The sequence below is a fragment of the Streptomyces sp. NPDC050617 genome, from assembly GCF_040654795.1.
In the GTDB taxonomy this organism is placed as follows: Bacteria; Actinomycetota; Actinomycetes; order Streptomycetales; family Streptomycetaceae; genus Streptomyces.
The window spans coordinates 17,132-40,760 of record NZ_JBFAIS010000033.1; the positions used below are offsets into that span (position 1 = coordinate 17,132).

General features: G+C 67.4%; 21 protein-coding genes. 13 read left to right on the plus strand and 8 right to left on the minus strand.

Annotation, left to right across the window (positions count from 1 at the left end; translation table 11 throughout):
• Positions 1–77 precede the first annotated feature (77 nt).
• The 4 genes from lipB to AB0I49_RS32520 all read left to right on the plus strand — a co-directional run bounded on the left by lipB (position 78) and on the right by AB0I49_RS32520 (position 3,075).
• The gene (gene lipB, locus AB0I49_RS32505) at positions 78–860 is read left to right on the plus strand and encodes a lipoyl(octanoyl) transferase LipB (protein WP_363230756.1); all 783 of its coding nucleotides are present in this window, start codon (positions 78–80) and stop codon (positions 858–860) included.
• Between the two features lie 116 nt (positions 861–976).
• Positions 977–1,930: a lipoyl synthase gene (gene lipA / locus AB0I49_RS32510; RefSeq protein WP_363230758.1), complete on the plus strand. Its 954-nt coding sequence runs from the start codon at positions 977–979 to the stop codon at positions 1,928–1,930.
• 205 nt (positions 1,931–2,135) lie between these two features.
• Positions 2,136–2,384: a hypothetical protein gene (locus AB0I49_RS32515; RefSeq protein WP_363230759.1), complete on the plus strand. Its 249-nt coding sequence runs from the start codon at positions 2,136–2,138 to the stop codon at positions 2,382–2,384.
• A 10-nt stretch (positions 2,385–2,394) separates the two neighbouring features.
• Complete coding sequence (locus tag AB0I49_RS32520) at positions 2,395–3,075, plus strand: DUF4191 domain-containing protein (RefSeq protein ID WP_030875774.1); 681 nt, start codon at positions 2,395–2,397, stop codon at positions 3,073–3,075.
• 125 nt (positions 3,076–3,200) lie between these two features.
• Here AB0I49_RS32520 and AB0I49_RS32525 read toward each other — a convergent pair whose 3' ends face one another.
• Positions 3,201–3,668, minus strand: coding sequence for an RDD family protein (locus AB0I49_RS32525; protein ID WP_363230760.1), 468 nt, complete (start codon positions 3,666–3,668; stop codon positions 3,201–3,203).
• A gap of 252 nt (positions 3,669–3,920) precedes the next feature.
• On the opposite strand from AB0I49_RS32525, the gene glnA reads away from it, so the two are divergent.
• From glnA to AB0I49_RS32540, 3 genes are all read left to right on the plus strand, one after another.
• Entirely contained in the window at positions 3,921–5,330 is a 1,410-nt protein-coding gene (glnA, locus tag AB0I49_RS32530; protein WP_363230761.1) for a type I glutamate--ammonia ligase, read from the plus strand.
• 480 nt (positions 5,331–5,810) lie between these two features.
• Complete coding sequence (locus AB0I49_RS32535) at positions 5,811–6,176, plus strand: hypothetical protein (RefSeq protein ID WP_363230762.1); 366 nt, start codon at positions 5,811–5,813, stop codon at positions 6,174–6,176.
• The gene (locus AB0I49_RS32540) at positions 6,166–7,749 is read left to right on the plus strand and encodes a caspase family protein (protein WP_363230763.1); all 1,584 of its coding nucleotides are present in this window, start codon (positions 6,166–6,168) and stop codon (positions 7,747–7,749) included. The genes AB0I49_RS32535 and AB0I49_RS32540 overlap by 11 nt, the downstream gene beginning before the upstream one ends.
• Positions 7,750–7,773: 24 nt before the next feature.
• Here the strand turns inward: AB0I49_RS32540 and AB0I49_RS32545 are convergent, their stop codons facing one another.
• Both AB0I49_RS32545 and AB0I49_RS32550 read right to left on the minus strand, forming a co-directional pair.
• A complete protein-coding gene (locus AB0I49_RS32545; RefSeq protein WP_363230764.1) occupies positions 7,774–8,313 on the minus strand; it encodes an NUDIX domain-containing protein in 540 nt (179 codons plus the stop codon).
• Position 8,314: 1 nt separating this feature from the next.
• Positions 8,315–9,673, minus strand: a complete 1,359-nt coding sequence (locus tag AB0I49_RS32550) for a tetratricopeptide repeat protein (RefSeq protein ID WP_363230765.1) — start codon at positions 9,671–9,673, stop codon at positions 8,315–8,317.
• Between the two features lie 229 nt (positions 9,674–9,902).
• Between AB0I49_RS32550 and AB0I49_RS32555 the strand changes: the two genes are divergently transcribed.
• The 4 genes from AB0I49_RS32555 to AB0I49_RS32570 all read left to right on the plus strand — a co-directional run bounded on the left by AB0I49_RS32555 (position 9,903) and on the right by AB0I49_RS32570 (position 12,957).
• The gene (locus AB0I49_RS32555; protein WP_363230766.1) at positions 9,903–10,664 is read left to right on the plus strand and encodes a hypothetical protein; all 762 of its coding nucleotides are present in this window, start codon (positions 9,903–9,905) and stop codon (positions 10,662–10,664) included.
• Positions 10,665–10,735: 71 nt separating this feature from the next.
• On the plus strand, positions 10,736–11,647 hold the full coding sequence (locus AB0I49_RS32560) for an aminoglycoside phosphotransferase family protein (RefSeq protein WP_363230767.1): 912 nt from the start codon (positions 10,736–10,738) through the stop codon (positions 11,645–11,647).
• A complete protein-coding gene (locus AB0I49_RS32565) occupies positions 11,648–12,343 on the plus strand; it encodes a class I SAM-dependent methyltransferase (protein WP_363230769.1) in 696 nt (231 codons plus the stop codon).
• A gap of 32 nt (positions 12,344–12,375) precedes the next feature.
• Entirely contained in the window at positions 12,376–12,957 is a 582-nt protein-coding gene (locus tag AB0I49_RS32570; RefSeq protein WP_363230770.1) for an HAD domain-containing protein, read from the plus strand.
• A 56-nt stretch (positions 12,958–13,013) separates the two neighbouring features.
• On the opposite strand, the gene AB0I49_RS32575 is transcribed toward AB0I49_RS32570, so the two are convergent.
• The 4 genes from AB0I49_RS32575 to AB0I49_RS32590 all read right to left on the minus strand — a co-directional run bounded on the left by AB0I49_RS32575 (position 13,014) and on the right by AB0I49_RS32590 (position 17,760).
• On the minus strand, positions 13,014–14,690 hold the full coding sequence (locus tag AB0I49_RS32575) for a mobilization protein (RefSeq protein ID WP_363230771.1): 1,677 nt from the start codon (positions 14,688–14,690) through the stop codon (positions 13,014–13,016).
• Entirely contained in the window at positions 14,680–15,243 is a 564-nt protein-coding gene (locus AB0I49_RS32580) for a hypothetical protein (RefSeq protein ID WP_363230772.1), read from the minus strand. Before AB0I49_RS32580 ends, AB0I49_RS32575 begins: the two co-directional genes overlap by 11 nt.
• A 392-nt stretch (positions 15,244–15,635) precedes the next feature.
• The gene (locus AB0I49_RS32585) at positions 15,636–16,868 is read right to left on the minus strand and encodes a DUF3631 domain-containing protein (protein ID WP_363230810.1); all 1,233 of its coding nucleotides are present in this window, start codon (positions 16,866–16,868) and stop codon (positions 15,636–15,638) included.
• A gap of 664 nt (positions 16,869–17,532) precedes the next feature.
• On the minus strand, positions 17,533–17,760 hold the full coding sequence (locus AB0I49_RS32590) for a helix-turn-helix domain-containing protein (RefSeq protein ID WP_363230773.1): 228 nt from the start codon (positions 17,758–17,760) through the stop codon (positions 17,533–17,535).
• A 413-nt stretch (positions 17,761–18,173) separates the two neighbouring features.
• Here AB0I49_RS32590 and AB0I49_RS32595 point away from each other — a divergent pair, with 413 nt between their 5' ends.
• Together AB0I49_RS32595 and AB0I49_RS32600 are read left to right on the plus strand one after the other, a co-directional pair.
• On the plus strand, positions 18,174–18,440 hold the full coding sequence (locus AB0I49_RS32595) for a helix-turn-helix transcriptional regulator (protein ID WP_363230811.1): 267 nt from the start codon (positions 18,174–18,176) through the stop codon (positions 18,438–18,440).
• Positions 18,433–19,710 (plus strand): tyrosine-type recombinase/integrase, encoded by a 1,278-nt coding sequence (locus AB0I49_RS32600; protein ID WP_363230775.1) that lies wholly within the window; start codon positions 18,433–18,435, stop codon positions 19,708–19,710. The genes AB0I49_RS32595 and AB0I49_RS32600 overlap by 8 nt, the downstream gene beginning before the upstream one ends.
• A 63-nt stretch (positions 19,711–19,773) precedes the next feature.
• On the opposite strand, the gene AB0I49_RS32605 is transcribed toward AB0I49_RS32600, so the two are convergent.
• Positions 19,774–23,481: a hypothetical protein gene (locus tag AB0I49_RS32605; RefSeq protein ID WP_363230776.1), complete on the minus strand. Its 3,708-nt coding sequence runs from the start codon at positions 23,479–23,481 to the stop codon at positions 19,774–19,776.
• Positions 23,482–23,629: the final 148 nt, after the last annotated feature.

A 23,629-nucleotide genomic window follows, 5' to 3' on the forward strand; every position in this document is an offset into this window, starting at 1 on the left:
CCTTCGGGGCTGTCGGCGCCCCGCCGTACAGTTGCAGAGCGCGATGGCTGCAAGACAAGGTTCGAAGAGGAGCTGCCGTGAGTGAGCTGCGCTTTGTCCACCTGGGCTTCGGGGCGGACGCCGTCGAATACCAGGAGGCGTGGCAGGAGCAGCGCCGGGTCCACGCCGCCCGCTTCGCGGACGAGATCCCGGACACCTGCCTGCTGCTGGAACACCCGGCGGTCTACACGGCCGGGCGGCGCACGGCCGACAGCGAGCGCCCCCTGGACGGCACCCCCGTCATCGACGTGGACCGCGGCGGCAAGATCACCTGGCACGGCCCCGGCCAGCTCGTCGGCTACCCGATCCAGAAGCTGCCGCGCCCGGTGGACGTGGTCGCGCACGTACGCCGCCTGGAGGACGCGCTGATCCGGGCGTGCGCGGAGTTCGGCCTGGAGACCACCCGCGTCGAGGGCCGCAGCGGCGTCTGGGTGCTGGGCGACCCGGTCGAGGAGCGCCCCGCGCCGGGCGGGCTGTCCCTGGACTTCGATCCGCGCGTGGCGGACGAGGAGTTCGACCCCCGGCTGAACGGTCCGGAGTACGCGCCGTCCAACGCCGGCCAGCGCCGCGAGGACCGCAAGCTCGCCGCGATCGGCATCCGGATCGCCAAGGGCGTGACGATGCACGGCTTCGCGCTGAACTGCAATCCGGACAACACCTGGTTCGACCGGATCGTCCCGTGCGGCATCCGGGACGCGGGTGTGACGTCGCTCTCCAACGAGCTGGGCCGCGAGGTGACCGTCCCCGAGGCCGCGCCCGTGATCGAGAAGCACCTGAGGGACGTCCTACAAGGGGCGGAGCTGCTTCCGCGGGCCGTCTAGCGGGAATGCGCCCCCAACCTTGGAGGTTGGCTTGGGCGTAAGAGCGTAGGTAGTACGGGCGTACCCTAGGGTTCGCCGACGAATCGAATGCCGTACAGCAAAGGGGAGTACCGGACGTGTCCGCTGTCGCACCCGACGGACGCAAGATGCTGCGCCTGGAGGCCCGGAACAGTCAGACCCCCATCGAGCGCAAGCCGGAGTGGATCAAAACCCGGGCGAAGATGGGCCCCGAGTACACCGAGCTGCAGAAGTTGGTGAAGACCGAGGGCCTGCACACCGTGTGCCAGGAAGCGGGCTGTCCCAACATCTACGAGTGCTGGGAGGACCGCGAGGCGACCTTCCTCATCGGCGGCGAGCAGTGCACCCGGCGCTGCGACTTCTGCCTGATCGACACGGGCAAGCCGCAGCCGCTGGACCGTGACGAGCCGCGCCGCGTGGCCGAATCCGTACAGAGCATGGGGCTGAAGTACGCCACGATCACCGGCGTCGCGCGCGACGACCTGGAGGACGGCGGCGCGTGGCTGTACGCGGAGACCGTCCGCCGGATCCACGGCCTGATGCCCGACACCGGCGTCGAGCTGCTGATCCCCGACTTCAACGCGGTGCCCGAGTCGCTCGCCGAGGTCTTCTCCTCGCGCCCCGAGGTGCTCGCCCACAATGTCGAGACCGTCCCGCGGATCTTCAAGCGCATCCGCCCCGGTTTCCGTTACGAGCGCTCGCTCGAGGTCATCACCAAGTCCCGTGAGGCCGGGCTCGTCACGAAGTCCAACCTCATCCTGGGCATGGGCGAGACGCGCGAGGAGATCAGCGAGGCGCTGCAGGACCTGTACGACGCGGGCTGCGAGCTCATCACGATCACGCAGTACCTGCGGCCGACCCCGCGCCACCACCCCGTGGACCGCTGGGTCAAGCCCGCCGAGTTCGTGGAGCTCCAGGAGGAGGCCGACGAGATCGGCTACGCCGGCGTCATGTCCGGCCCGCTGGTCCGCTCCTCGTACCGCGCCGGCCGCCTCTACCAGCAGGCGATCGACAAGCGGAGCGACGCTCCGGCGACCGCCAAGGCGAGCTGACCCCGCTCCCCCGCCTCCACCGCTGCACTACGCGGCCCGTACGACCACCCGCAAGAGCGCGCGATCGGACGGGCCGCGTCAACGTTTCATAGGTGTTTGACCAACAGGTCATCCGTTGGTAACACCGTTCAGTGACGATGTAAGCACGCACCGCTCCCCGTAATCCCCGTACATCCACATCCAGGCTCCCGAGGGGGACCCCGACATGCAGGCCGCGCCCGTACGCGCCTCTTCCGCTCTGCCCTCCGCTCTGCCTCCCACGCTCTCCGTACGCCCGCCGTCCGTGACCGACGCCCTGCGCGCCCTGGAAGGGCTGCTGCTGCGCGGCGGACAGCGCACAGCCCGCCGAAACGCCTGGACCTCGGTGCTGGAGGACCGGCGCCGGGCCAAGGACCGGCGCGAGGCACAGCACGTAATGGAGGCCGTGGCTGCTCCGGACCCACAGGCCACGTAAACTTCGCTGTATGGCGAGGAAGGAAACATCCGAGAACCCCGGGCGACTGAAGCAGATCGCTCTGACCTACAAGATGACCAAGAAGGCCGACCCCAAGGTCGGACTTGTCGTCGCGGCTGTGGGAATCGTCACCTTCGGTGTCCTCCTCGCCATCGGCTTCTGGATCGGTCACCCGATCTACCTGGGCATCCTGGGCTTCCTGCTGGCCTTCCTCGCGATGGCGATCGTCTTCGGACGGCGCGCCGAGCGAGCTGCCTTCGGGCAGATGGAGGGCCAGCCGGGTGCGGCCGCCGCGGTGCTGGAGAACATCGGCCGCGGCTGGACGACGACCCCGGCGGTGGCGATGAACCGCAGCCAGGACGTCGTGCACCGGGCCGTCGGCAAGGCGGGCATCGTGCTGGTCGCCGAGGGCAACCCGAACCGGGTCAAGTCGCTGCTGGCCGCGGAGAAGAAGAAGATGGCCCGCATCGTCGCGGACGTGCCCGTGCACGACGTGGTGGTGGGCGACGGCGAGGGCCAGGTGCCGCTGAAGAAGGTGCGTACGACACTTCTGAAGCTGCCGCGGGTGCTGCCGGGCGCGCAGGTGACGGTGGTGAACGACCGGCTGCGGGCGCTGGGCGACCTGATGAGCAATATGCCGATGCCCAAGGGGCCGATGCCGAAGGGCATGCGGATGCCGAAGGGCCGCTGAGACAGGCGAAGAGGCACCACACACAGCACAGAGCACAGCACACAGAGACAAAGAGGGCGGTCCGGGATGAGCCCCGGACCGCCCTCTGACGCGTGCGCCTGCTTCTCAGTACTTCTCAGGGCTTCTCAGATCCGCACCTGAACGGCGCGGGCGAGCTTGTCGTGGAGGCCGCGGGAGTCGCGGTCCCAGACGACGGCGGGGATGACGATGACGAGCAGGACGCTGCGCAGCGCGACGCGGGGCAGCGACAGCCGGCCGCCGCCCTCGCCGACGACGCGCAGGCCGAGGAGGCGCTTGCCGGGGGTGAAGCCGACGGTGCCGACGGTGAGCAGGCTCAGTACGAGAAAGACGAGGAGCGCCCAGTTGCCGGCGCGCTGGGCGCTGCCGTCGGCGAGGAACGCGTAGGCGATGAGCATGCACAGCGCCCAGTCGATGCACAGGGCCCCGATGCGGCGGCCGAGCGGGGCGATGGAGCCGGGCCCGTCCTTGGGCAGCCCGAGCCGCTCGCCCCGGTAGCCGAAGTCGACGCCCATGTCCTCGGCGGCCGCGCGCGGCCCGGAGAGCCACGATCCGATTGCTTGCCTGTTGTCCACCCGTCCACGGTACTGCGACCGCATACGTTCGCCCCGCTCCGGGTATGGACAGGCGGCTTGCTCGGGTTTCCGGGGAGCCGTACGCGCCGTCGGGACGGCACCGGGGGCACTCTCCGGTTAACCTCGGCGAAACAAATGGGTCATGCTTGGGAAATCCCGCCTGCCTAGGGTCGGGCCGAGCGCGCCACCGCACACAGGGACTGCGCCATCGAAGCAACCCCGACCGCACCTGGCCGGGCTAGGAGGAGTTGGATGTTCCAGAACGGCGACGACGCCAAAAAGTTCATCTCGGACGAGGATGTCAAGTTCGTCGATGTCCGCTTCTGCGACCTGCCCGGCGTGATGCAGCACTTCACGATCCCGGCGAAGGCGTTCGACCCGAACGAGGAGCTGGCCTTCGACGGCTCGTCGATCCGCGGGTTCCAGGCCATCCACGAGTCCGACATGGCGCTGCGCGCGGACCTGTCGACGGCGCGCGTCGACCCGTTCCGCAAGGACAAGACGCTCAACCTCAACTTCTTCATCCACGACCCGATCACGGGCGAGCAGTACAGCCGCGACCCGCGCAACATCGCCAAGAAGGCGGAGGCGTACCTGGCCTCGACCGGCATCGCGGACACGGCGTACTTCGGCCCGGAGGCGGAGTTCTACGTCTTCGACAGTGTCCGCTTCGAGACGAGCGCGAACCAGTCCTTCTACCACATCGACTCCGAGGCCGGCGCCTGGAACACCGGCGCGGTGGAGAACAACCGCGGCTACAAGGTCCGGTACAAGGGCGGCTATTTCCCGGCCCCGCCGGTGGACCACTTCGCGGACCTGCGCGCGGAGATCTCCCTGGAGCTGGACGCGGCGGGCCTTGAGGTGGAGCGCCAGCACCACGAGGTGGGCACGGCGGGCCAGGCGGAGATCAACTACAAGTTCAACACGCTGCTCGCCGCGGCGGACGACCTGATGCTCTTCAAGTACATCGTGAAGAACGTCGCCTGGCGCAACGGCAAGACCGCGACCTTCATGCCGAAGCCGATCTTCGGCGACAACGGCTCGGGCATGCACGTCCACCAGTCCCTGTGGTCCGACGGCGACCCCCTCTTCTACGACGAGCAGGGCTACGCGGGCCTCTCGGACACCGCCCGCTACTACATCGGCGGCATCCTCAAGCACGCCCCGTCGCTGCTGGCCTTCACCAACCCGACGGTGAACTCGTACCACCGCCTGGTCCCCGGCTTCGAGGCCCCGGTCAACCTGGTCTACTCCCAGCGCAACCGCTCCGCCGCGATGCGCATCCCGATCACGGGCTCCAACCCCAAGGCCAAGCGCGTCGAATTCCGCGCCCCGGACCCGTCCTCGAACCCGTACCTCGCCTTCTCCGCCCTGCTGCTGGCCGGCCTGGACGGCGTCAAGAACAAGATCGAACCGGCCGAGCCCATCGACAAGGACCTCTACGAACTCGCCCCCGAGGAACACGCGAGCGTCCCCCAGGTCCCGACCTCCCTCCCGGCCGTACTCGAAGCCCTCGAAGCGGACAACGAGTACCTCCAGGCGGGCGGCGTCTTCACGGCCGACCTCATCGAAACCTGGATCGACTACAAGCGCACCCAGGAAATCGCCCCCATGCAGCTGCGCCCGCACCCGCACGAGTTCGAGATGTACTTCGACATCTAAAGATCAGGTCCGGGTGACCTGGGCGACAATCCTGAAAGCATGCGTTGACCTGCGAAAACACTGCTCAGCAGTGCTCGTTGTTCCCGCTTGATTTCCGCCCTCTTGTGCACCGCGTGTGCACCGCCCGGCTGATTCTCTGACGTAGCGTCAGCGCCAGTGAGGCCGCCACTCCCCGTTGGGGTGGCGGCCTCATTCGCTTTACGGCGCGGCTCCACTCAAGACCTACGCATTACGAGGGCCTGCAAGATCATGACGGGCGGTGCCGCGGAGTGGCACGAGATCCTGTCTCGCCTGGTCAGAGATCTCTCGATCGCTTGCAGCGTGCCTTCTGATCCAGCACGTGCCGGTCCGTCCGCTCACGCACCCACTACCCAGTTGCCGTCATCGACCAGCAAGGCCCGCCAGCAAGGCTGGCCACGTAAGGTGATTCCTCATACAGCCAAGTTCTCCGGCACGAGACGCACTGGGGTGGGACAAACGATGAACGACATGGGGGATGCACAACTGTCGCTCGAATCGACGAGGCCATTGGACGACTCCTTGGAGTTGGCAGAGTGGCTCCGGCACGAGCGGGGGCTTCAGGGACATGTCCGCCTCACCCAGGCGGCGCCGGTGGTGGGGGAGCTCGGCGCCGGGCCTGACCTCCTTGCGGTGGCCCTAGGCTCGGGCGGAATCGGCACGGTGCTTGCCGGTTCACTCGCAACTTGGCTCCAGAGCCGCCGTACTCCAACGAAGGTGCGCATCACCCTCACCCGAGCCGACCGTACGCTCGAGATAGAGACCGGTGACGCGAATGAGGCCGAGGCCCTGATCACGCGCTTCCTGAGCGACGGCAATGGAGCCTGAGTCCGCCCACCACGCTGGGTCGCATGCAATTCTGATCGGGACCTCCAAGTATCGAGCGTCCGGCCTTCCCAACGTCCCTGCAGCATCCAACAGCCTGCATTCCATGGATCAGTTGCTCACTGATCCTGAGCTCTGCGGCTGGCCTGAGGATCGGGTCACCGTCCTTGAAGACTTTCAAGACGCCGCCCGGCTCGCGCTGGAACTCCGCAAGCTGGCTGAGGAAACCACCGAGACCCTGCTGGTCTACTTCGTTGGCCACGGGGTCATATCGGAGACCGGTGATCTCTGCCTAACTACTGGAGATACCGACCTTCGCTACCCCGACCTCACCGCGTTGGAATACGAAAGAGTCCGGCGCATCCTCCTCAATTCGCCGGCCCAGGTGAAGTTGGTGATACTTGACTGCTGCTATTCCGGCCGTGTCATCCATGGGCTGTCGTCTCCCGCGGAGAACCAGCTCGCCGCCGCGACCGAAGTCCGAGGCGTCTACACGCTTACAGCAGCAGACCGGACGGCCCACGTGGTACCGCTAGCCGAGCAGAAAGCCGCCTGCACATCCTTCACGGGGGTGCTGCGCGATATCATACGGCAGGGAGTCCCTGGCGGCCCTCCTACACTCGCTCTGGACGACGTGTATTTGGAGCTGCGCCGCGTATTGAAAGAGCGTGGGCTTCCCGAGCCCAATCGGCGTGGAACGGACACCGTCGATCTGCATGTCTTCAGCCGTAACGCCGCCTACCGTCCGCCGGACACAGAGGGCGCAGGCTTCCGACTGATTCCCCGAGACCGCGAAGACCTATTCCTCAAGGTGATGGCTGAGCAACCTGTCCGTGCCCTCACGACCGATGCAATCGACGCCCTGGGCGATTATCCCGGCATTTACCAACTCTACGTCGCTTCCGAAGGCGGGACTCGGGAGCTCGTCTATGTCGGGAAGGGAGACCGCTCGATCTCTGCACGCCTCACACGGCACCTGCGGAAGATCGACGGTCGCTGCAACATCGACTCGCATGACGTCTCCTTCAGCTACCTGCGGATGGATGACGATCTGTCCTACGTGGCACCGGAGCGCCTTGTTGTCAGGCAACTACACGACCAAGGTGTCGTGGTGCCCTGGAACCTCAACGGTTTCGGTAACAACGACTCTGGGCGACTGAGGGATACGACCCGGCTCAGGAGCCATCACTTCGATGCGCTCTACCCAATCGATCTATCGTGGCCCATTCGCACTGAGGGCGCCGAAGGCGATTTGACAGCCTACGAGTTCGCTAACTACCTCAGGTCCGAACTGCCATACAGCTTTCGGTTCCAACTCGCGAAGCGTAGGAATTCGATCGACGACGTGACGTCACTCGATGACATTCCGGTCACCGTCCCGGAGGGCCTGTTGACGGCCGACCGAGCCTTCCGTCTCCTTGCTGCCGCAATGGGTAAGCAGTGGCAGATCAGCGCCTTGGCCGGCCAAGTGCTGATGTACCGAGAGGAGAACCTGCGGTACCCAAGCGCCTTTCGGTACTACGTCGACACCATCACACTGGATGCAGTTCCCGACTTCCAGCAGGACGACTTCTAATATCCCGTGGTCTGGAGCGTGCATTCACTGGAGCCAGCCGTCGAGGGAGACCTCTGGCCCACCGGTGAGGTACCGGCGGAGGGCGCTGGCGGTGGTGTCCACGAATTCGTCGGGGATGGCGTCGGCGGCTACCCAACGGACCTGAGCGTGCTTGCGCGGTTCACGATTCTCGGGCTCGCCGGTCCACTCGTGAGCGGCGAAGACGACAGTAAGAAAGCCGTTCGGGGCCTCCACACCCCAAGCGCCGTGGATGATGTGGGCGACCTTGAGGGCCTCGGGTTTGACCGTGAGGCCGGTCTCTTCGTACAGCTCGCGGACAGCGGTCTCAGTGATCGGCTCGCCGGGTTCGCTCTTGCCGACCGGGAGGTCCCACATGCCCTGGGCGAACTTGGCGTTCTGGCTGCGTTGGAGGAGGACGACGCGATCAGTGGCCCTGTCGTGGACGATGACGGCGGCGACCAGCAGGGTCATGGATTCGAGGGCGGGCTTGAGGGCTTTTGGCTGCTGGGCGTCGGTTGTCGGGTGAGCCACGGTGGTCCCTTCGTCGGCCGGGTTGTTGGGCATGTTAGGCGAGTGCTTCGCGTGCGCGGCGGGCGAGTTCGGTGGCTCCGGGCACTCTGCGGCGCTGATAGACCGCGAGGGTCGAGCGGAGCGACGTGATGGCCTTGCGGGTGCGGTCGGAGGTCATGCCCTCCATGAGCCAGAGGGCTTGGGACCAGGCCGCCACCGCCTCGTCGGCCCGGGCCTGGGCAGCGAGGCTGTCGCCGAGGTCTGCGTACGTGAGGGCGTGGACGCGCTTGTACTTCTCCGGGTCCCAGCGGGTGAGCGCATCGCGGTGCTGCTGCTCGGTGCCGACATGGTCGGCGAGGTCGGTCAGGGTGCGGGCGGTGTGGCTGGCGACAGTGCCGGCGGCCGGGCCGCTTACGCGGGAGTAGCTGGGCTGTGGGCCGTCCTCGCGGAGCAGGGCGTCTTCTGCGGCGAGTAGGGCGCGGGCGGCGTGTGGTCGCTCGCCGGTGGCTGCGTAGGCACGGGCGTGGGTGATGTGGAGCAGGGCCTCGGTCTGGCCGTCGATGTGGCCGATGCCACCGGCGAGCGCAGCTTCGGCGAGGTCGATGCAATGGTGGGGCTGCTTGAGGCTGAGGGCCTGGTGGGCTAGGGCGCGCATCATCCAGGCGGCGTGGCCGTGCGGGTCGGCCTCGCAGGCGAGCTGGTAGCCGACTTGGTAGTAGCGCTGGGCTGCGCCCTCCTGGCCGAGGTCATGGTGCTTCCAGCCTGCCAGGTAGGCGAGTTCGGCCACCGCGCCGAAGGCGCCCCGGCGTAAGACTTCGGTCGGGAAGCGGGCGCGGAGCATGGGAGCGGCTGTGTCGGCGAGGTAGGCGGTCACGGTGGTCAGGCCGTGACCTCCGCCCAGGCGTTCGTCAGCAGCGCTGAAGGCTGCGGTGATCTGCCGTATGACGCCCACGTCCTCCGCACCCACCAGGGTCGTGCCGGTGCGGGCGCGGAGCATTCGGGCGGCGGCTTCATGCTCGTAGGCGAGCGGCATAGCGACGCCGGCGGTGGTGAAGGCGGCGATGGCGAGGAAGCGGTGGCGTTCGACGTCGGCGCGACCGAGGTCGGTTGCGGCGAGGACCGGATCCTGGTCCGGTTCAACGGCCGCGGATTCCGGGGTGGCCAGGCCGATCTCGACCTGAGTGATGTTCCTGTGCGACCGGCGGGAGAGGGCTTCGGCAAGGTACTGGCCAGTCCTCCCGGTGGGCTGGCGGGCTCCGCTTACCCAGTGGGAGATGGCCGACTTGTTGGTCTGCAGCATTTCGCCGTTCTCCGCGGCGACGCGGCGGACGTCCTTGGCGAGGGCTTCGAAGGTGCAGCCGACGGCCTCGATGGTCTCGCGCAGACGGGAGTTGGGCTCTCTCGGCGCTGCCACGATCCCTCCGCTCCGGGGCTGTAAACCGCGTATACCGCTTGGCCTGCCCTTCACCGTACCCACTGAGCGTGACCGGCGGTTCACTAATCATCAGCCGCCCGGAACGGTTCCAACTCCGACCGTGAATCCAGGCTCCCCACTTGGCCGGGCGGCACCCAAGTTCCGTACGCCCGCTCCGGGTTCGGGCATTTCTGTGCCCGAACCCGGCCGATCAGAGACGGAGACCCCGGTGACCACCATCGACACGGCAACCGCCACGGCCATCACGATCGAGCTGCCCACACCCTTCGACGAGCGCTGGAGCCGCCTGCCCGGCATTCAGGTCGAAGGCCGGCGCATCACCATCGATCCGGCCGAGTACTTCTTCCGCTTCGAGTCCCACACGTGGCTCGTCGCCGACTGGGAACTGGTCAAGTCCCAGCTCCTGGACGTGGCTGAGACCACGGAGAGCGCGGTCGAGCAGCTCGCCCTCGACTTCGTGAAGGCCAACGCCGGGCCCACCTCGGACGCGGCCCAGGTCCTGTCCACCGCCTACGAGGTGTATGCGTATCTGTTCCGCGACGAGCACCTCGCCAGCCTCGGCCTGCCCCAGATCACCGCCGAGCATCTGCGGATGCTGCGCGAGGCGGCCACGCTGATGGCGCTGAACAAGGTCGAGCTGGACGGGCACATCTCGAACGTCGGCCCGTGCTGGTTCTTCCCCGCCGCCACCTCCGTCGTCTTCGACCTCGACGACGAGACCGGCGGCATGCTCGACGAGGTCTACCACGGCGGTTGGTTCAACGAGCACCGCCGCATCGAGTCCATCAAGGCCCACGCCGCCCTCGGCGGACGCCTCGTGCACGGCTGCCAGTCCGTGCCGGACCAGTCCGGCGGCGTGGTCGCGCCCTACGGTGCGTCGATGGCCAACTTCCGTAACGACCTTGCCGAGTTCAAGGCCGGATGGATCGAGCAGGTCTACGCCCACCGCGTGAGCGCCCCCACCGCGTAACACCCGACCAGGCTCCGGGGCGGGCCGGCCACCTCGCCCGCCCCGGACGCCACCAATCCACGGAGCCCTCCATGGACGAGAAGCTGACCGCCGAACTCCTGACCCACCTGTGCGCGGTCAAGGGGTTGCCACTACCCGAGCGTGCCGAAGTGCGGGTGTGGTCAATGTCCGGCGTCGAACGTGTCACCTTCCCCGACCGGACCACCGCCATCTTCAAGTACGCCAAGCAGCCCTTCGACGACGAAGCCCAAGCCCTGCGCCTGGCCCACACCCTCGGCGTCCCCGTCCCCGAACTGCGCGCGACGGCGATCCTGGACAGCTGCCTCGGCATGCTCGTCGAAGACCTCGGTGTCCCCGCCCGCGAGGCGGATGACCTCGATGGTGTCGCTGCAGCCGTGGTCCTCCACGGCACCCGCACCGCGCCAGCCCTGTCGCTACTCGATGAGGAGCGCCTGAGCGGCCTGCCCGTGCGTGCAGCCCTGCACCTCGATGAGCTCTACGCGGCCGACCGCTGGTCGGACACCGACGACATCGCAGGTGCCCTCGATCAGATCGCGAAGGCCGCCGGTCCCAGGGCCACCGGCACCACGCTCGCCCCGTTCGGCTGGGTGCACTCCGAGTTCCACCCCACCAGCCTCCACATCGGGGATCACGGCTGGCGTCTGCTCGACTTCGCCCGTGCTTTCACCGGACCCGGCCTGCTCGACCTCGCCAGCTGGCACGGCACCCTCGAGACCCCGGACCCGGTACGGATGCGGGCCTTCCTTGACCAGTACGTCGCCGCCGGTGGTACCCCTGAAGCCCTCGCCGAGCGCGGCGGCCTGCCCGCTGAGCAGTGGGCGCTCGGGTGGCACCGCATGTGGGCGGTCGAGTGGTTCATGGAGCAGTCGATCCGCTGGATCAACGACCCGGCCACCGACCCCACGTACATCAAGGTCGTACGCCGCCACCTCACCGACGTCCTCCAACTCCTGGAGGTCTAGGTGCCCACCGCCCAGGCATCACCCTGGTACGCCCACGCCCTCCAGCGCACCGCGAGCGGTCCTGCCGAGCCGCTGGCCGTACCGGCGCGGATGGAGTGGTCGACGAGACCAGGACGCGGTCCAGGCGCTGAGATTCTCGGCCACGACCTAAGCGGCAAGCGGGTGTTGGAGCTCGGCTGCGGCCCCGGCCACAACGCAGCCCACCTCGCCACCCGGCACGGTGCCCGCGTCACCGGTCTGGACCTCGTAGGACTCCAGATCCGCCGAGCACGCTCGCACTACGGAAGGCTGAGCAACCTCACCTTCGTCGCCGGTCACGCACTGCACTACCTGCAGGGCTGCGACGAGCAGTTCGACGCCATCTACTCCGTGTTCGGCGCCGTCGGCCTCGTAGCCCCTGAGCTGCTGTTGCCCGCCATCGCTCAGCGCCTCAAGCCTGGTCGCACCCTCGCCTTTTCCACCCCGCACCCTCAGCGAGGAGGACGCCGCACGGCCACAGGCGACCGCCCCCGCCGGGACTACGTCGTTCTGCCCGACCGCACCCGACTGCCCGTTGCCCGCTGGGACTTCAGCGCCGAGCAGTGGCAGCGACATCTTGCCGACGCCGGCCTGTGGCTCACCGCCGCCCACGAGTTCCACGACGCCCGGCTCGGCCACTGGCCCACGACCTCGCTGATCACGGCCCGCAAGCTCTGACGCTGCGACCGCCACACCCTACGGAGGCACCCATGAACGTGCCCTACCTGCTGCTGGACATCGACGGTGTCCTCATACCTTTCCCTCAAGGCGACGGCAGCGTCCCTGCCACGCACGTCTGCCACGAGGTCGTGCCGGACGGCCGGCCCCCGGAGGATCCAGTCACCGTCTGGCTCAACCCGGCGCACGGGCCGATGCTCACCACCATGCTCCGGAGCGTGCCGCTCGCCCCGGTCTGGTGCACGAGCTGGCGCCGGGACGCCACCACGCTGATCGGCCCGCTCCTCGGCCTCCCGACCCTCGCGTACGTCGATCTCCCGCACCCCAAGATCACGACGCCTCATCCCAACGGCTACCTCTGGAAGCGCGACTACGTCGACGCGTGGCTCGGCGACGAACCCGCGGTCTGGATCGATGACGACTTCACCGCGCTCGACCACGAGTGGGCCGAGCGACGCACCGCTGCGGGCTCCCCCACCCTCCTCGTGCAGCCTGATGCCCAACTGGGTCTGCAATCTGAGCACCTCACTCAGGTCACAGCGTGGGCGAGACCGCTGAGCGGAGGCATGGCATCGCCTGTGCCGACGGCCTCGCCCGGGCGCGAAGTCCCGTAGGCACGGCACAGAATCTGCCGGGGCCTCGGGACTCGCAGGCACCGTGGCGCTTGCAGCTACCGGTGCCGACGACGTTCCTCGTGCGTCGGGCTCACGACCGGAGCCGAAGGCTGGACGGCGGGAGGTGCCGTTGCCGCACCCAAGACAGGGCTAGGCTGCCGCGCTGCCCTCGCTCGTTTGTTGGGTTGCGTGGTGATGCGCCAGTTGAGGACCTCGGCTGGGCGTTCGGCGGTGTCGAGTTCCCGGCTGGCGGCCACCTCGGCGAGGAGGACGCGGGGTGTATGACCGCCAGTTTCGGCGCGGGCGAGGGTGGTGGCCAGGGCGGGCCAGGCGGGGTCGGTGAGGATGCGGTCGGCGTGGTCGGGCATGGCCTCGCGTACGGCGGTCTCGAAGCGCTGGATGGTCCGGGGGCGTGGTGCGCGCTGGGCGAGGCCGGCCAGATGGGGTGCTGCGACCTGCTGGTAGCCGGTCTGGATATGGCGGAAGGCTTCCTCGGCTGCTGCCGCTTGCTGTTCGTGGCCGCGCTGGGCGTGCCAGTGAGCAGCGGCGCGTGCCAGGTGCAGGGCGGTGAAGACGAGCGCGATGGCGAGGCCGCCGGGGAGGTTGAGTGCGTAGGCGAGTTCCCTGGCGGCTTGGCGGAGTTCGGTTGCGGCTTGATGGTCGGCGCGGATCGCCGAGCGGCGGGCGCGGTTGAACGCCTTGGCTGCCGCTTGGAGTCCGGCCTGGTGCGGGCCTGGGGTGGCCCGTGCGAGGTTGTGCAGGGTGTCGGCGAAGGCATCCAGCTGTCCCTGGGCGGTGGCGTCGTCGCCCGAATCGAGCGCGGTGAGAACCTCACGTGCAGCGGAGTCCGTACGACGCCACGGCTCGGCCGGGTCCGCGACCGCGTTCGGCCTGTCCGCCACGTCCTGAGTGGGGAGGCGTTCGGTCAAGCGGTTGTAGGACAGGTCGGGGGCGAGTTTGGAGCCGCCGAAGAAGATGTTGTCGCCAGGGGCAGCCAGGCTGTAGCCGGTGACCTCGCCGCTCTCGGGGCCGATGCGGGTCTTGACCTGGATCCCGAGTGAGGCGAGCACGGTGAAGTAGTCATCGATGCTGTGGACGGCGGCGGCGACCGTGTAGGCGCGTTCCCACAACCACTCCCTGGCGGTCACCTCCTGGCCTTGGCGGTCGACCCTGGCGCGTTCCGCCCCCGTCGGGGTCTTTGGGGCGGTCAGGTCACCGGACTTGAGACGGCGCAGCCCGAACTCTGCCTCGATCTTCCGGCATTCCGCCTGCGCACGCTGCCCGTCGCGGTTCGTACGCGGGCGGCGACCGTCGGCACGGACGGTGGTGGCCACGATGTGGATGTGGTCGTCCGCATGCCGCACCGCGATCCACCGGCAGGCAGTGTCATCGCCCACCGGGGCGATTCCGGTCGCCGCGACAACCCGGCGGGCGACCTCAGCCCACTCCGTGTCGGTCAGGTAGCGGTCACCTGGCGCGGTACGCACCGGACAGTGCCACACGTGCTTCGGCGGCCTCGTACCGAGTTCGCGGGTTCGCAGGTCGACATGGTGGTCAAGGCGCTTGGCCAGCTGGCCGTAGGTGACCGTGGGGTCGCGGCCGGGGTCGGGAGCTCCGGCCATGTCCCAGGCCCCCACGATGTGCGCATCAGTGTGCTCGTCCCGACGTCCGGGGCCGAAGAGGTAGACGAGCAGCCCTTGGGTGTCGGAGCCGGTGGAGACATCAGGCACCATGCCGGGCTCCGTCCGCCAGGAGCCGGTCCATCAGCTGGTAACTGGCCTGTGCGGCCAGCTCGATGTGGTCGAGCACGGTCTCGGCGCGTTCGGGAATGGCGCCGGAGTGGATGGCCATGGTGATCTGGTTGAGGTTGATTCCGATCCGGTTCAACGCCCTGGTGTGCGCCTCGACGGCCTCCACGAGCGGGCGGATCGGATCGTCTTCCGGGCTGCCGGCCATACTCGCCTTGCCGAGCGCGACCGCCAGGGCGGCATCGCCGACGAAACCGGCGAACGTCGAGTGCCGCCGCTCGGCAGCCTCGTCGATGATCCGGACCGCGGTCGGAGTGAATCGGATCTTCTTCTCCTGATCACGCTTCTCGCCCGTGCGCTTCCGGTTCAGCCTCGCGGGCAGCGCGGGGGCATCGGGCTCGCGCCACGAGGGCTGTTCAACTGGCGACAGTGTCTGGGCAGATGACTCGAGCTGCGGGGCGGCGGTGTTCGCGGGCTGCTCGTCGTGTGGGGCGTTGGCGACGGGATCGGCATCGGGTTCGGTATCGAGTTCTGTCACCCCTTCCTCTGGCTCGGGCGCCCGCTGGTGCCCGGCCGTCACCCCCTCCTCCGCCTCCCCAGGGGCGGGGGCAAGCGCGGACGAAGCCCCGTTAGGGGCTCGAACGCTCCAGCTTGCTGCTGTTCGTCGGCCCAGGCCGAGCCACCCCCTGCGGCGGGCGGGATGGAGGTCGCTGCTGTCGTTGTCGGGCATCGTGGTGCTCCCATGGCAGGGGTTGGTGCGGTGTCGCATCCGTTGCATGCGTCGCGTGCCTGGTCAGCACAGGTACGGACAGCCGGGCAGGTACGGATACGTCCGTCCCGGTGAGAGAGTCCGTCCCCGCGCTGACCTGCGCGGGGACGGTTGCGACGCAGTAATACGGATTACGGCCCAAGTGCGTTACGCGGCTGGGGTCAGAGAGTTCGCTTCGGCCCGGCGGGGCTGCCGGGCGGGCCGACGGGCAGCGAGCCCGCCGGCGCGGAGGGCGGCTTGCCCTGCGTCGGGCGGGCAGGTGCCGTGCCGGGTGAGGGCTCGGGCTTGACGTCCGTGTCCGCGAGGTCGGGGCAGTGGCGGGCCCAGGCATCCAGGAATCGGTTGCGCAGGTATGCCTTGGCCTGTCGGCCTTGGTCGAAGCGGTAGTTGGCGGGGCGGATGTCGAAGTCCCGCAGCAGGTTGCCCAGGTGGTAGGCGTTCAGCCCCTTGGCGCCGTGCTCCGCCCACGGGGCGTCCGCGTCCTGGATCAGGGCGGCGACCAGGTCCTGGGTGGAAAGGGCTTTGGGGTTGTTCGCCCGCTCGAAGACGCGGTGGATATCGCGCAACAGCCGTGTCTTCAGGCTGGTCTGCTCGTCCTGGACCGCCTCGTGCCGGGTCATGGTGAGGCAGGCGGCACGTGCCTGGGCGGGCCAGTGCTCGCCGGCCAGGTCGGCGATGATGACCAGCGGCTCCCAGGTGTCCGCTGCTCGGTCCTCCACCGGCATCTGCGGAACCATGCGAGCAGCCGTGCCACGCAGCGGCCCCAGCCAAGCGGCCAGCCGGTCGCGCAGCGCGTTGAGTTCAGGCGCCGCGTACCGCGTGCGGAACGGGGCGACCTTCTCGCCGGGCTTGCGCTTCTGCATCCGCAGCACGACCGACCGGTCTGTGATCGTGTCCGGCAGGTCGCCGATCCCCGCGATCGCGGCCATCGCGAAGGTGGGGAACGGGGTGGGCTTGTGTTCCGGGCCAGAGATCCGCCAGGCGGGCCGGTTGCGCTGGTGGCCGGCGTTCAGCAGGCCGCGCAGAATCTCACTGTCGCCGCTGGCCTTGGGGCTGAAGATGGTGTCCGCCTCGTCGACCAGCAAGGTGGGCGGGATCTTGCCGATGGTGCGGAAGATGACCGCAGGAGAGGTGTTCACCGTCATCATCGGGTCGTGGACGGTCTCGTAGAGCACGTCCAGAACACGGGACTTGCCGCAGCCCTTGGTCGGGCTCATCACCGCCAGACGGGGCGCGTGCTGCAGGGCGGTCTGGATATGCGTGGCCGCCACCCACAGGGTGACCGCGGTCAGCGCCTCCTCGTTCGGCAGCACCACGTACTTGCCGATCGTCGTCCGCAACTCATCCAGGAGCGCCGCTCCCTCACCGGTCAGCGCACCCCCTTCGTCGGTCAGCGCACCCCCTTCGTCCCCGGTCCCCGAAGCGCCACTGGAATCAGCGGTGCCGCCCGTCTCGGACCCGGTCCCCGCCCCCGTCCCCGTCCCCGTCCCCGTCCTCGACGGACCATCGGTCCCCATCGCTTGGCCGGTCCCCAGAGACCGTTGGGGACCGGAACCCCCGTCCCCAAACGCTGGCGGTACGTCCCCGCCACCGTCCTCAAGTTCGGTCCCCGCCGCGCTGACCTGCAGATCAGCAGCGAGCGCGGGGACCCGGTTATCGGTTGGGGACCGGTCCCCAACCGCGGCTGAGGATGTCCGGTCCCCGACTTCCCGTCCCCTCACGTCGGTTTCGCTTCGGGGACCGTGCTGGTCCCCGTCGACAGCAATGGCCATCTGGCCGGGGACGGCTTCCGTAGTCCGTGCGTCCCCGTGGCCCCCAAGGAGCCAGGGAATTCCCTCACCGGGGACGGCGGCCGTGGGCCAGACTGCCCGGTGGGATGCGTCGGCGGCAGCGGCGGACGTAGAGTCCTCCATAGACGTTCCTCTCCGGTGAGGGCAGGTCCGGCAAGACCCACCCTCACCCGTTCGTTCCTTCAGATTTGGGCGATCAGTTGGGGAATCCTCGGCCCTCGGCGGTGGCTCGCCGGGGGCCGCTTCGTTGTCCCCGCCAGGTGCGGAGTCAGACCGTGAGGTCGTACGAGGTCTGCGCGTCCAACCACGTGTCCACCTCCCGCCACCGGTAACGCAGATGCCGACCGACCTTGTGCACGGTCGGACCGGTACGGCGATGACGCCACTGATAGAGCGTCTTCACCGGCACGCCCAGGTAGATCGCGACCTCCTCCGGCGTAGCCAGCGGGACAGGACCCGCACCGTCGGCGGCTGCGGGGAGAGGGGTTCGGGGCATAGGGGCTCCTTCACGGAAGTGGTGGGGTGGACAAGACAGCCACAGGTTTACCGGCGGCGTCCAGCGGCATTGTGCGGAAATTCCACGGCCGCCCCAAACGGCCTGTCGCGGAGTGGGACCAAAACCGTAGACCCGAATCCCCGGTTGCCGAAATCAGTCCGAAATCCAAGGGGATCTGTCCGCTTTCCCGCCGGAGCACCCCAGCCGCCCGCTTCAGCCCCACCCTGCGGAACGAAACCGTCACCGCCCAGGTCAGCAACCGCCCGCAGCACTCCCAGGGAACAGCGGCGCGGGACCATAGCACGAGAATCCGGCTTCACCGAACCGCCGAAATCTCTAACGCCGCCGAGTTTTCACGAGTTCTTGAGTAACCCCTTGCCATGGCCGCCGAATGCGAGTTACAGCTATCTGTCATGGCAACCCGACCCATTGAAATAGGCCCCGCCGGAATTCAGGCAGCGTGCAATATCGAGCGCCTGCGTCTGCTGTGCGGGCTCTCCCAGCATGACGTCGCCGAGCGCTGCATCGCCCTCGGCCGCCCCATGACCAACACCACCCTCAGTCGCACCGAGCGCGCTCGCCGCCGTTGCGACGTCGATGACCTCGTCACCATCGCCGCCGCACTCGGCATCTCGCCGAGCGCTCTGCTCGCGGACTGCTTGGCGGCGCCGCGTGGCTGAGCCGTACGACCGCTGGCACAAGAAGCGGCCGCAGGCCGGCGACGAGAAGTGCACAACCCACAACAAGGTTCCGTCCCGCGAACACAGTCGCGGCAAGCGGTGGTTGGCCCGGTGGCGCGATCCCGACGGGCAACAGCAGAGCGAGAGCTTCGACCGGTACGAGGACGCCCGGCAGCACCTCACCAAGATGCAGGGCAGCGTCGACGACGGCACGTACATCGACCCGAGGAAGGGCGAGGCCCAGCTCAAGGCAGTGGCCGATCAACGGCTGGAGAACCAGACCTTCGACAACCCTCGGACCTACGCCCAGTACGAGTCCCGCGTCCGGAACCACATCGTCGGGCCGCTGGGTTCGCTCAAGCTGCGCCAGATCAAGGCGTCCACCGTGCAGACCTGGATCAAGCGACGGCTGCAGGTGCTGGACGAGACGACGGTCGGGCTGGCCTTCACGCACCTGGCGTCGATATTGGCCATGGCCGTGGACGACGACCTGATCGCCAAGAACCCCTGCGAGACAGGGTCGGTGAAGCGCGTGAAGCCGAGGCGGTCAAAGAAGGCGGCGAAGGACGTGCCGCTGTCCTGGGAACAGACAGACGCAGTGCGCCAGCACCTGCCCGACCGCTACCAAGCCACGGTCGACTGCGGCCGGGGGCTCGGCATGCGGCAGGGCGAGATCTTCGGCTTCAGCCCCGAGGACGTCAACTGGCTGCAGAAGGACAAGGTCGTCCTCATCCGCCGCCAGATCACCCACGACCGCGGCACGCTGGTCTTCGCTCCGCCGAAGGGCGGCACGGATGACGATCCCAAGGACCGCTTCGTACCGGTCGGAGATGCGCTGGCCGCACTGCTTTCCGAGCACATGCGCAAGCACCCGCCGGTCGAGGTCACCTTGCCTTGGATGACCAAGGACGGTGAGCCGGTGACCGTGCGCCTGGTGTTCACCACGCGGGAGCACAAGCCGCTGAACAAGAACTACTTCAACTACCTCTGGAAGGACGCCCTGGAGGCGATCGGCACGATAAAGGCCCTCAACGACAAGCCCGTTGGCAAGGGCCGCAAGTGGGAGGAGTGCCGCGACAAGATGATGCACGCACTGCGGCACCTCTTCGCCTCCGAGGCGATCAACGAGGGTGTTGATGTCTATACCCTCGCCGACCTTCTCGGCCACGAGGATCCGGCCTTCACGCTCCGTCGGTACGTGCACCGCGTCAAGGGCGCGGTCGAGAAGGCCCGAAAGGCGATCGGTCAGCGGTACCGGCTCACCGCATGATGACAAAGTGGCCCTCTCCAACACCCCGAGGGCGCCCACCGACGGACCGTGACAGGGCTCGCGTCACCGGCGCCCCTTCTTCCGCCCGCGTCGAGTCGTCGTTCGGGGCTGATTGCGTGCAGCTTCTGGGCCCCGTTGCTGCGTGTCCGGTTTGCGAGAGAACGGCTTCACACGCACAGACACGAGCGCTCCGGCGAGCAAGCCCTGGTCCCTTGCTGCGTGGAATAGTTGGGCTGCTTCGGCAGGCGAAGCCATAATGCGCTGGTGCTCGGTGCGATCATGGATTTCGAATCCGTAGCCGAAATAGACCATCGCGGCGCGGCCGGCATGTGCTGCCTTACGCCAGGGCCCCGATGCCTGCACGAATGCGCGAGCTAGGACCGTGCCGTCCGCGTGCCCAAGTATCACACCCTGACTGTTCAAGGTGAGGGTCAACTGCTCGGCCGAAGGCACCGTGGGTATCGGCCCAATTAGGCGTCGCATCCCCTTGGTGCAGGCCCGCTGAATCTGCAACTCGACCGACTTGCCAGTCTCGGGTGACGTGGCGGCAAGCATTGCGTTCGGCTGCAGAATCACCAGTGGTCTTGTTTTCGGAAGCCACTGACGCGCTTCTGGCAACAACACATCAATGTTCGAGGTCCCGTCGAGGACTCCGTAGACAGGATCGGTTGACAAGGCCAGCACCGCATGGCAAGTAGCTGCTGCGTACGTAGCTGCCAGGATGGGCTCCTCCAAGAGGAGACCGCCATCGGCAGGCATCATGGCTTCCATTTCTGCCTGATAGTTGCGCTCTACCGTATCTCCGAGAACTGCTGACATCCGTGACATCAGGCCGCCGTAAATGCGCTCCCACACACTGCTGGGATCATGCGGATCCGTGAAGGTCTTGTCGTGGAGCTGGCCCATCAGCTCCACGACCCCTCTGCCCTGTGCATCCCCTTTCATGGACCGCCAGCCGCCGTGCACCACCTGAAGCAGTAGGAACCGTGCATGATCGGTAGCTGTCTGGAGTGCCGGATTTTCACGGATGCCGGTCTCTTCCCAGAGGCGACCGAGCAGTTCGACCGCCTGCTGCTCACCCGTCACTACCCATTTCCAGGCACACTGGCAACCAACGTTATGCACGAGATGGTGGACGGCGAACCCGTACAAGGTCCGAGAACCTGCGTAAGGCAGGAAATCAGCAAGCGCGGCATTCGCTTCCTCCCACCTGTCCTGCATGACAAAAGCCTCAACGAGCAGACGCTTCAAGTCCGCCGTGGTAGCTGCCCAGGGGTTGGGGCTCTGAGCCAGCGCGGCAGTGATGGCCTGCTCGGCACGGTCAGCAGCACCGCTACTCAGCAGGTCTTGGATGTTGGTGAGATCCTTGACCGCCTGCGATGCCTCGGTGGGCGGCAACCTACGAGCCACTGCGCGGAAGCCCTTCAGCACCTTGGCTAGACCGTCGTCCGAGGCAATACGTATCTGGGTCTGCAGCATCAGCAACGCCTCGGTGGCGAGGTCGGCGACTGCTGGGCCCAAAGGGTCAGGAAGCTGCTGGAGGTAGCCAAGTACAGGGCGCAGATGGGCAGTGAGCTTTTCAGCGGTATCGGTGTGCTGACGTAGCTGAGCGAGGCGCGCCAGAACAGTGTGCGCCTGGGCCGCCAAGCTCTTATCCGGGTCACCAGCCCGACGAAGCCACTCCAACTCCAGCTCCAGCAGCCTCTGCGCAGCATCGTATTGACCGTGGGCGTGATGGAAGGCGGCGAGGTTGCCCATGAGTAGCGACGTGTACAAATCCGCTACCTCAGCTGCCTCAATGTGCCGGACCAGCGCTGCCGCGTGCTGGGCCAGTTCCCAGGCACGCTCCGCTTGTCCGGTATGCATGGCCCCGCGAAGCCAGCGGTCGGTGTGACTTGCCACTAGCGGCAAACCGTCAGAGGCGGTTTCGGACAGCCGCAGGCGCTGCGCCAGGATCACCTGCAGCACCGCGTTCATCGACAGGGTGTCCTCGCTACCGGGAAACGCTTCCACGCGTGCCGGCAGCGGCTCGTCGTACCGCACGAGGGAGACGTTGAGCAGCTCGCGGATCACTTCCCTGACTGGGATATGAGTCTCGTCGAACACTGCCCATCCCGGTGCTGGCGGCAGCTCCTCTGGTGCAATGAACGTTCCCGCCAGGGCTAGATGAACCGGTACCCGGCGCGGGCCAAGCCAGCACAAGGCAGCCAAGGTGTTCAGCGTCTCCCGTAGAAGGTTCCTGGCCCGTGCCCCACTTACCAGGCGCTCAACGCTCAATGCGACGGCGGCCGCCAGGGTTCGGGGATAACCGGTCGGCACCGAATCCTCATCGTCCGCAGCGCGCATAAGCAACGTATCCACGTAGGCGGCGAGTCGGCTCACACCGATTTCGCAGCTGACCAGATAGCCACAGGCGACTTCAATCGCCAACGGCCAGTGCTCCAGCGTCTGCGCGAGCTGCACCAACGGCGCCTCGTACTCCGTAGCTTCCTGCTCGCTCAATCCCAACCGCAGCCGCAGCAGTTGCATCGCTTCACCACTGCTCATCGGGCTCAGTTCAATACGCCCCTGCACACTGCGCCAGTTCCCGCCCAGAGACGTCACGATGACCCGGCCTCGTCCACGGCGCGGCAGCCACGGCGCAGCAGTGCGCGCGTTGGCGTCGTCGAACACCATCAGCCACGGGCCTGGCAGAGACTGCAACTGGGCGTGCACACGCTCCCGCAACAACTGCGGATCCGTCACCTCGGCCGGTTCACCGGAGCCGGTCAAGTGCGCCAGGACGCGGGCAAACGACGCGATCAACGATTCCTCGGTCTCCGCGTCCACCCAGTAGATCGCGTCGTAGCGGAATGCCTGATCAGCGATATGCGCCGCTGCCAGGCTGGACTTGCCCAGCCCCGATAGGCCCGTGATGACGCAAATCGCCGCATTCTCACCGCCGACGTCAGGCGCGCCGAGGACGACACGGATACGGTCCACCAGATCCGACCGCTCTACATCAGGCACCACCGGCATCTGCCCGTAGATGAGGCCAAAATCCTGTCGCCCCACAGCCGCGAGCAACTCCCCATCGCCCACCAGCACGCACCGCCGGAAGTCCTCTACATCCCAGCAGGCCAGGGCAGGGTCCACCGCCCGACGCATGACCTCCGCCACCAGATACCCCAACACCAGGCCACCGGACCGGTGCGAGAGCCCACAGCCCGCCTGCTCCCGCTGCCGGCGCAACGCGCTGCTGAGATCCTCACGCAGCTGCGCTTCACCTCGCCCGTCGAACTCGATCCCGGCTTGCCCCAGACGCTGCCATTGCTGTGCCGAGAGCGCCTCGCACAGACCCCACGCTGCCGGAGCCCGTGTCAGCAACTTCTTGATTTCCTCCTGCAGCACTGCGACGTCATCACCGTGGCACCGAAGCAACTCGGCGAGCCGCAGGCAGCCTTCGTCCGGAACAGCTGACGTGATCAATCGGTACTCCCGGGCTTCGAACCCGGTGACCAGATGCACCAGCACCGAGACGGCCTCCCGTGCCCGGACCACGCGCGCTGAGCCAGCACTCTTGACCTGCACCGCCATCAACGAACGACCGGCAGCATCGACCAGGTCAAAGTCGACCGCATCCACATGCTGCAACGACACCGTGTCCCCGGGGCCTTCAATACGGCAGGCCGTAACCTCCGCGTCTCGAATGCTGGCCAGAAGCGCCTCCACTGTGCGCAGGTACTGGTACTGGAACCCCCGAGCAGCAACCCGCCCACCATCCAACGCCACGCAACGCCCCCTGCGTCGAAGCCGATCCGTAACATCAGATTACGCACAGCCGCTAACAACACGTCTGCTCTCGATGAACTCCGGGCCTTGGTGGACTTCAAAGGGTGCACGACGGGGCCAATCGAGCACCCGTCCACAAGGCACAGGC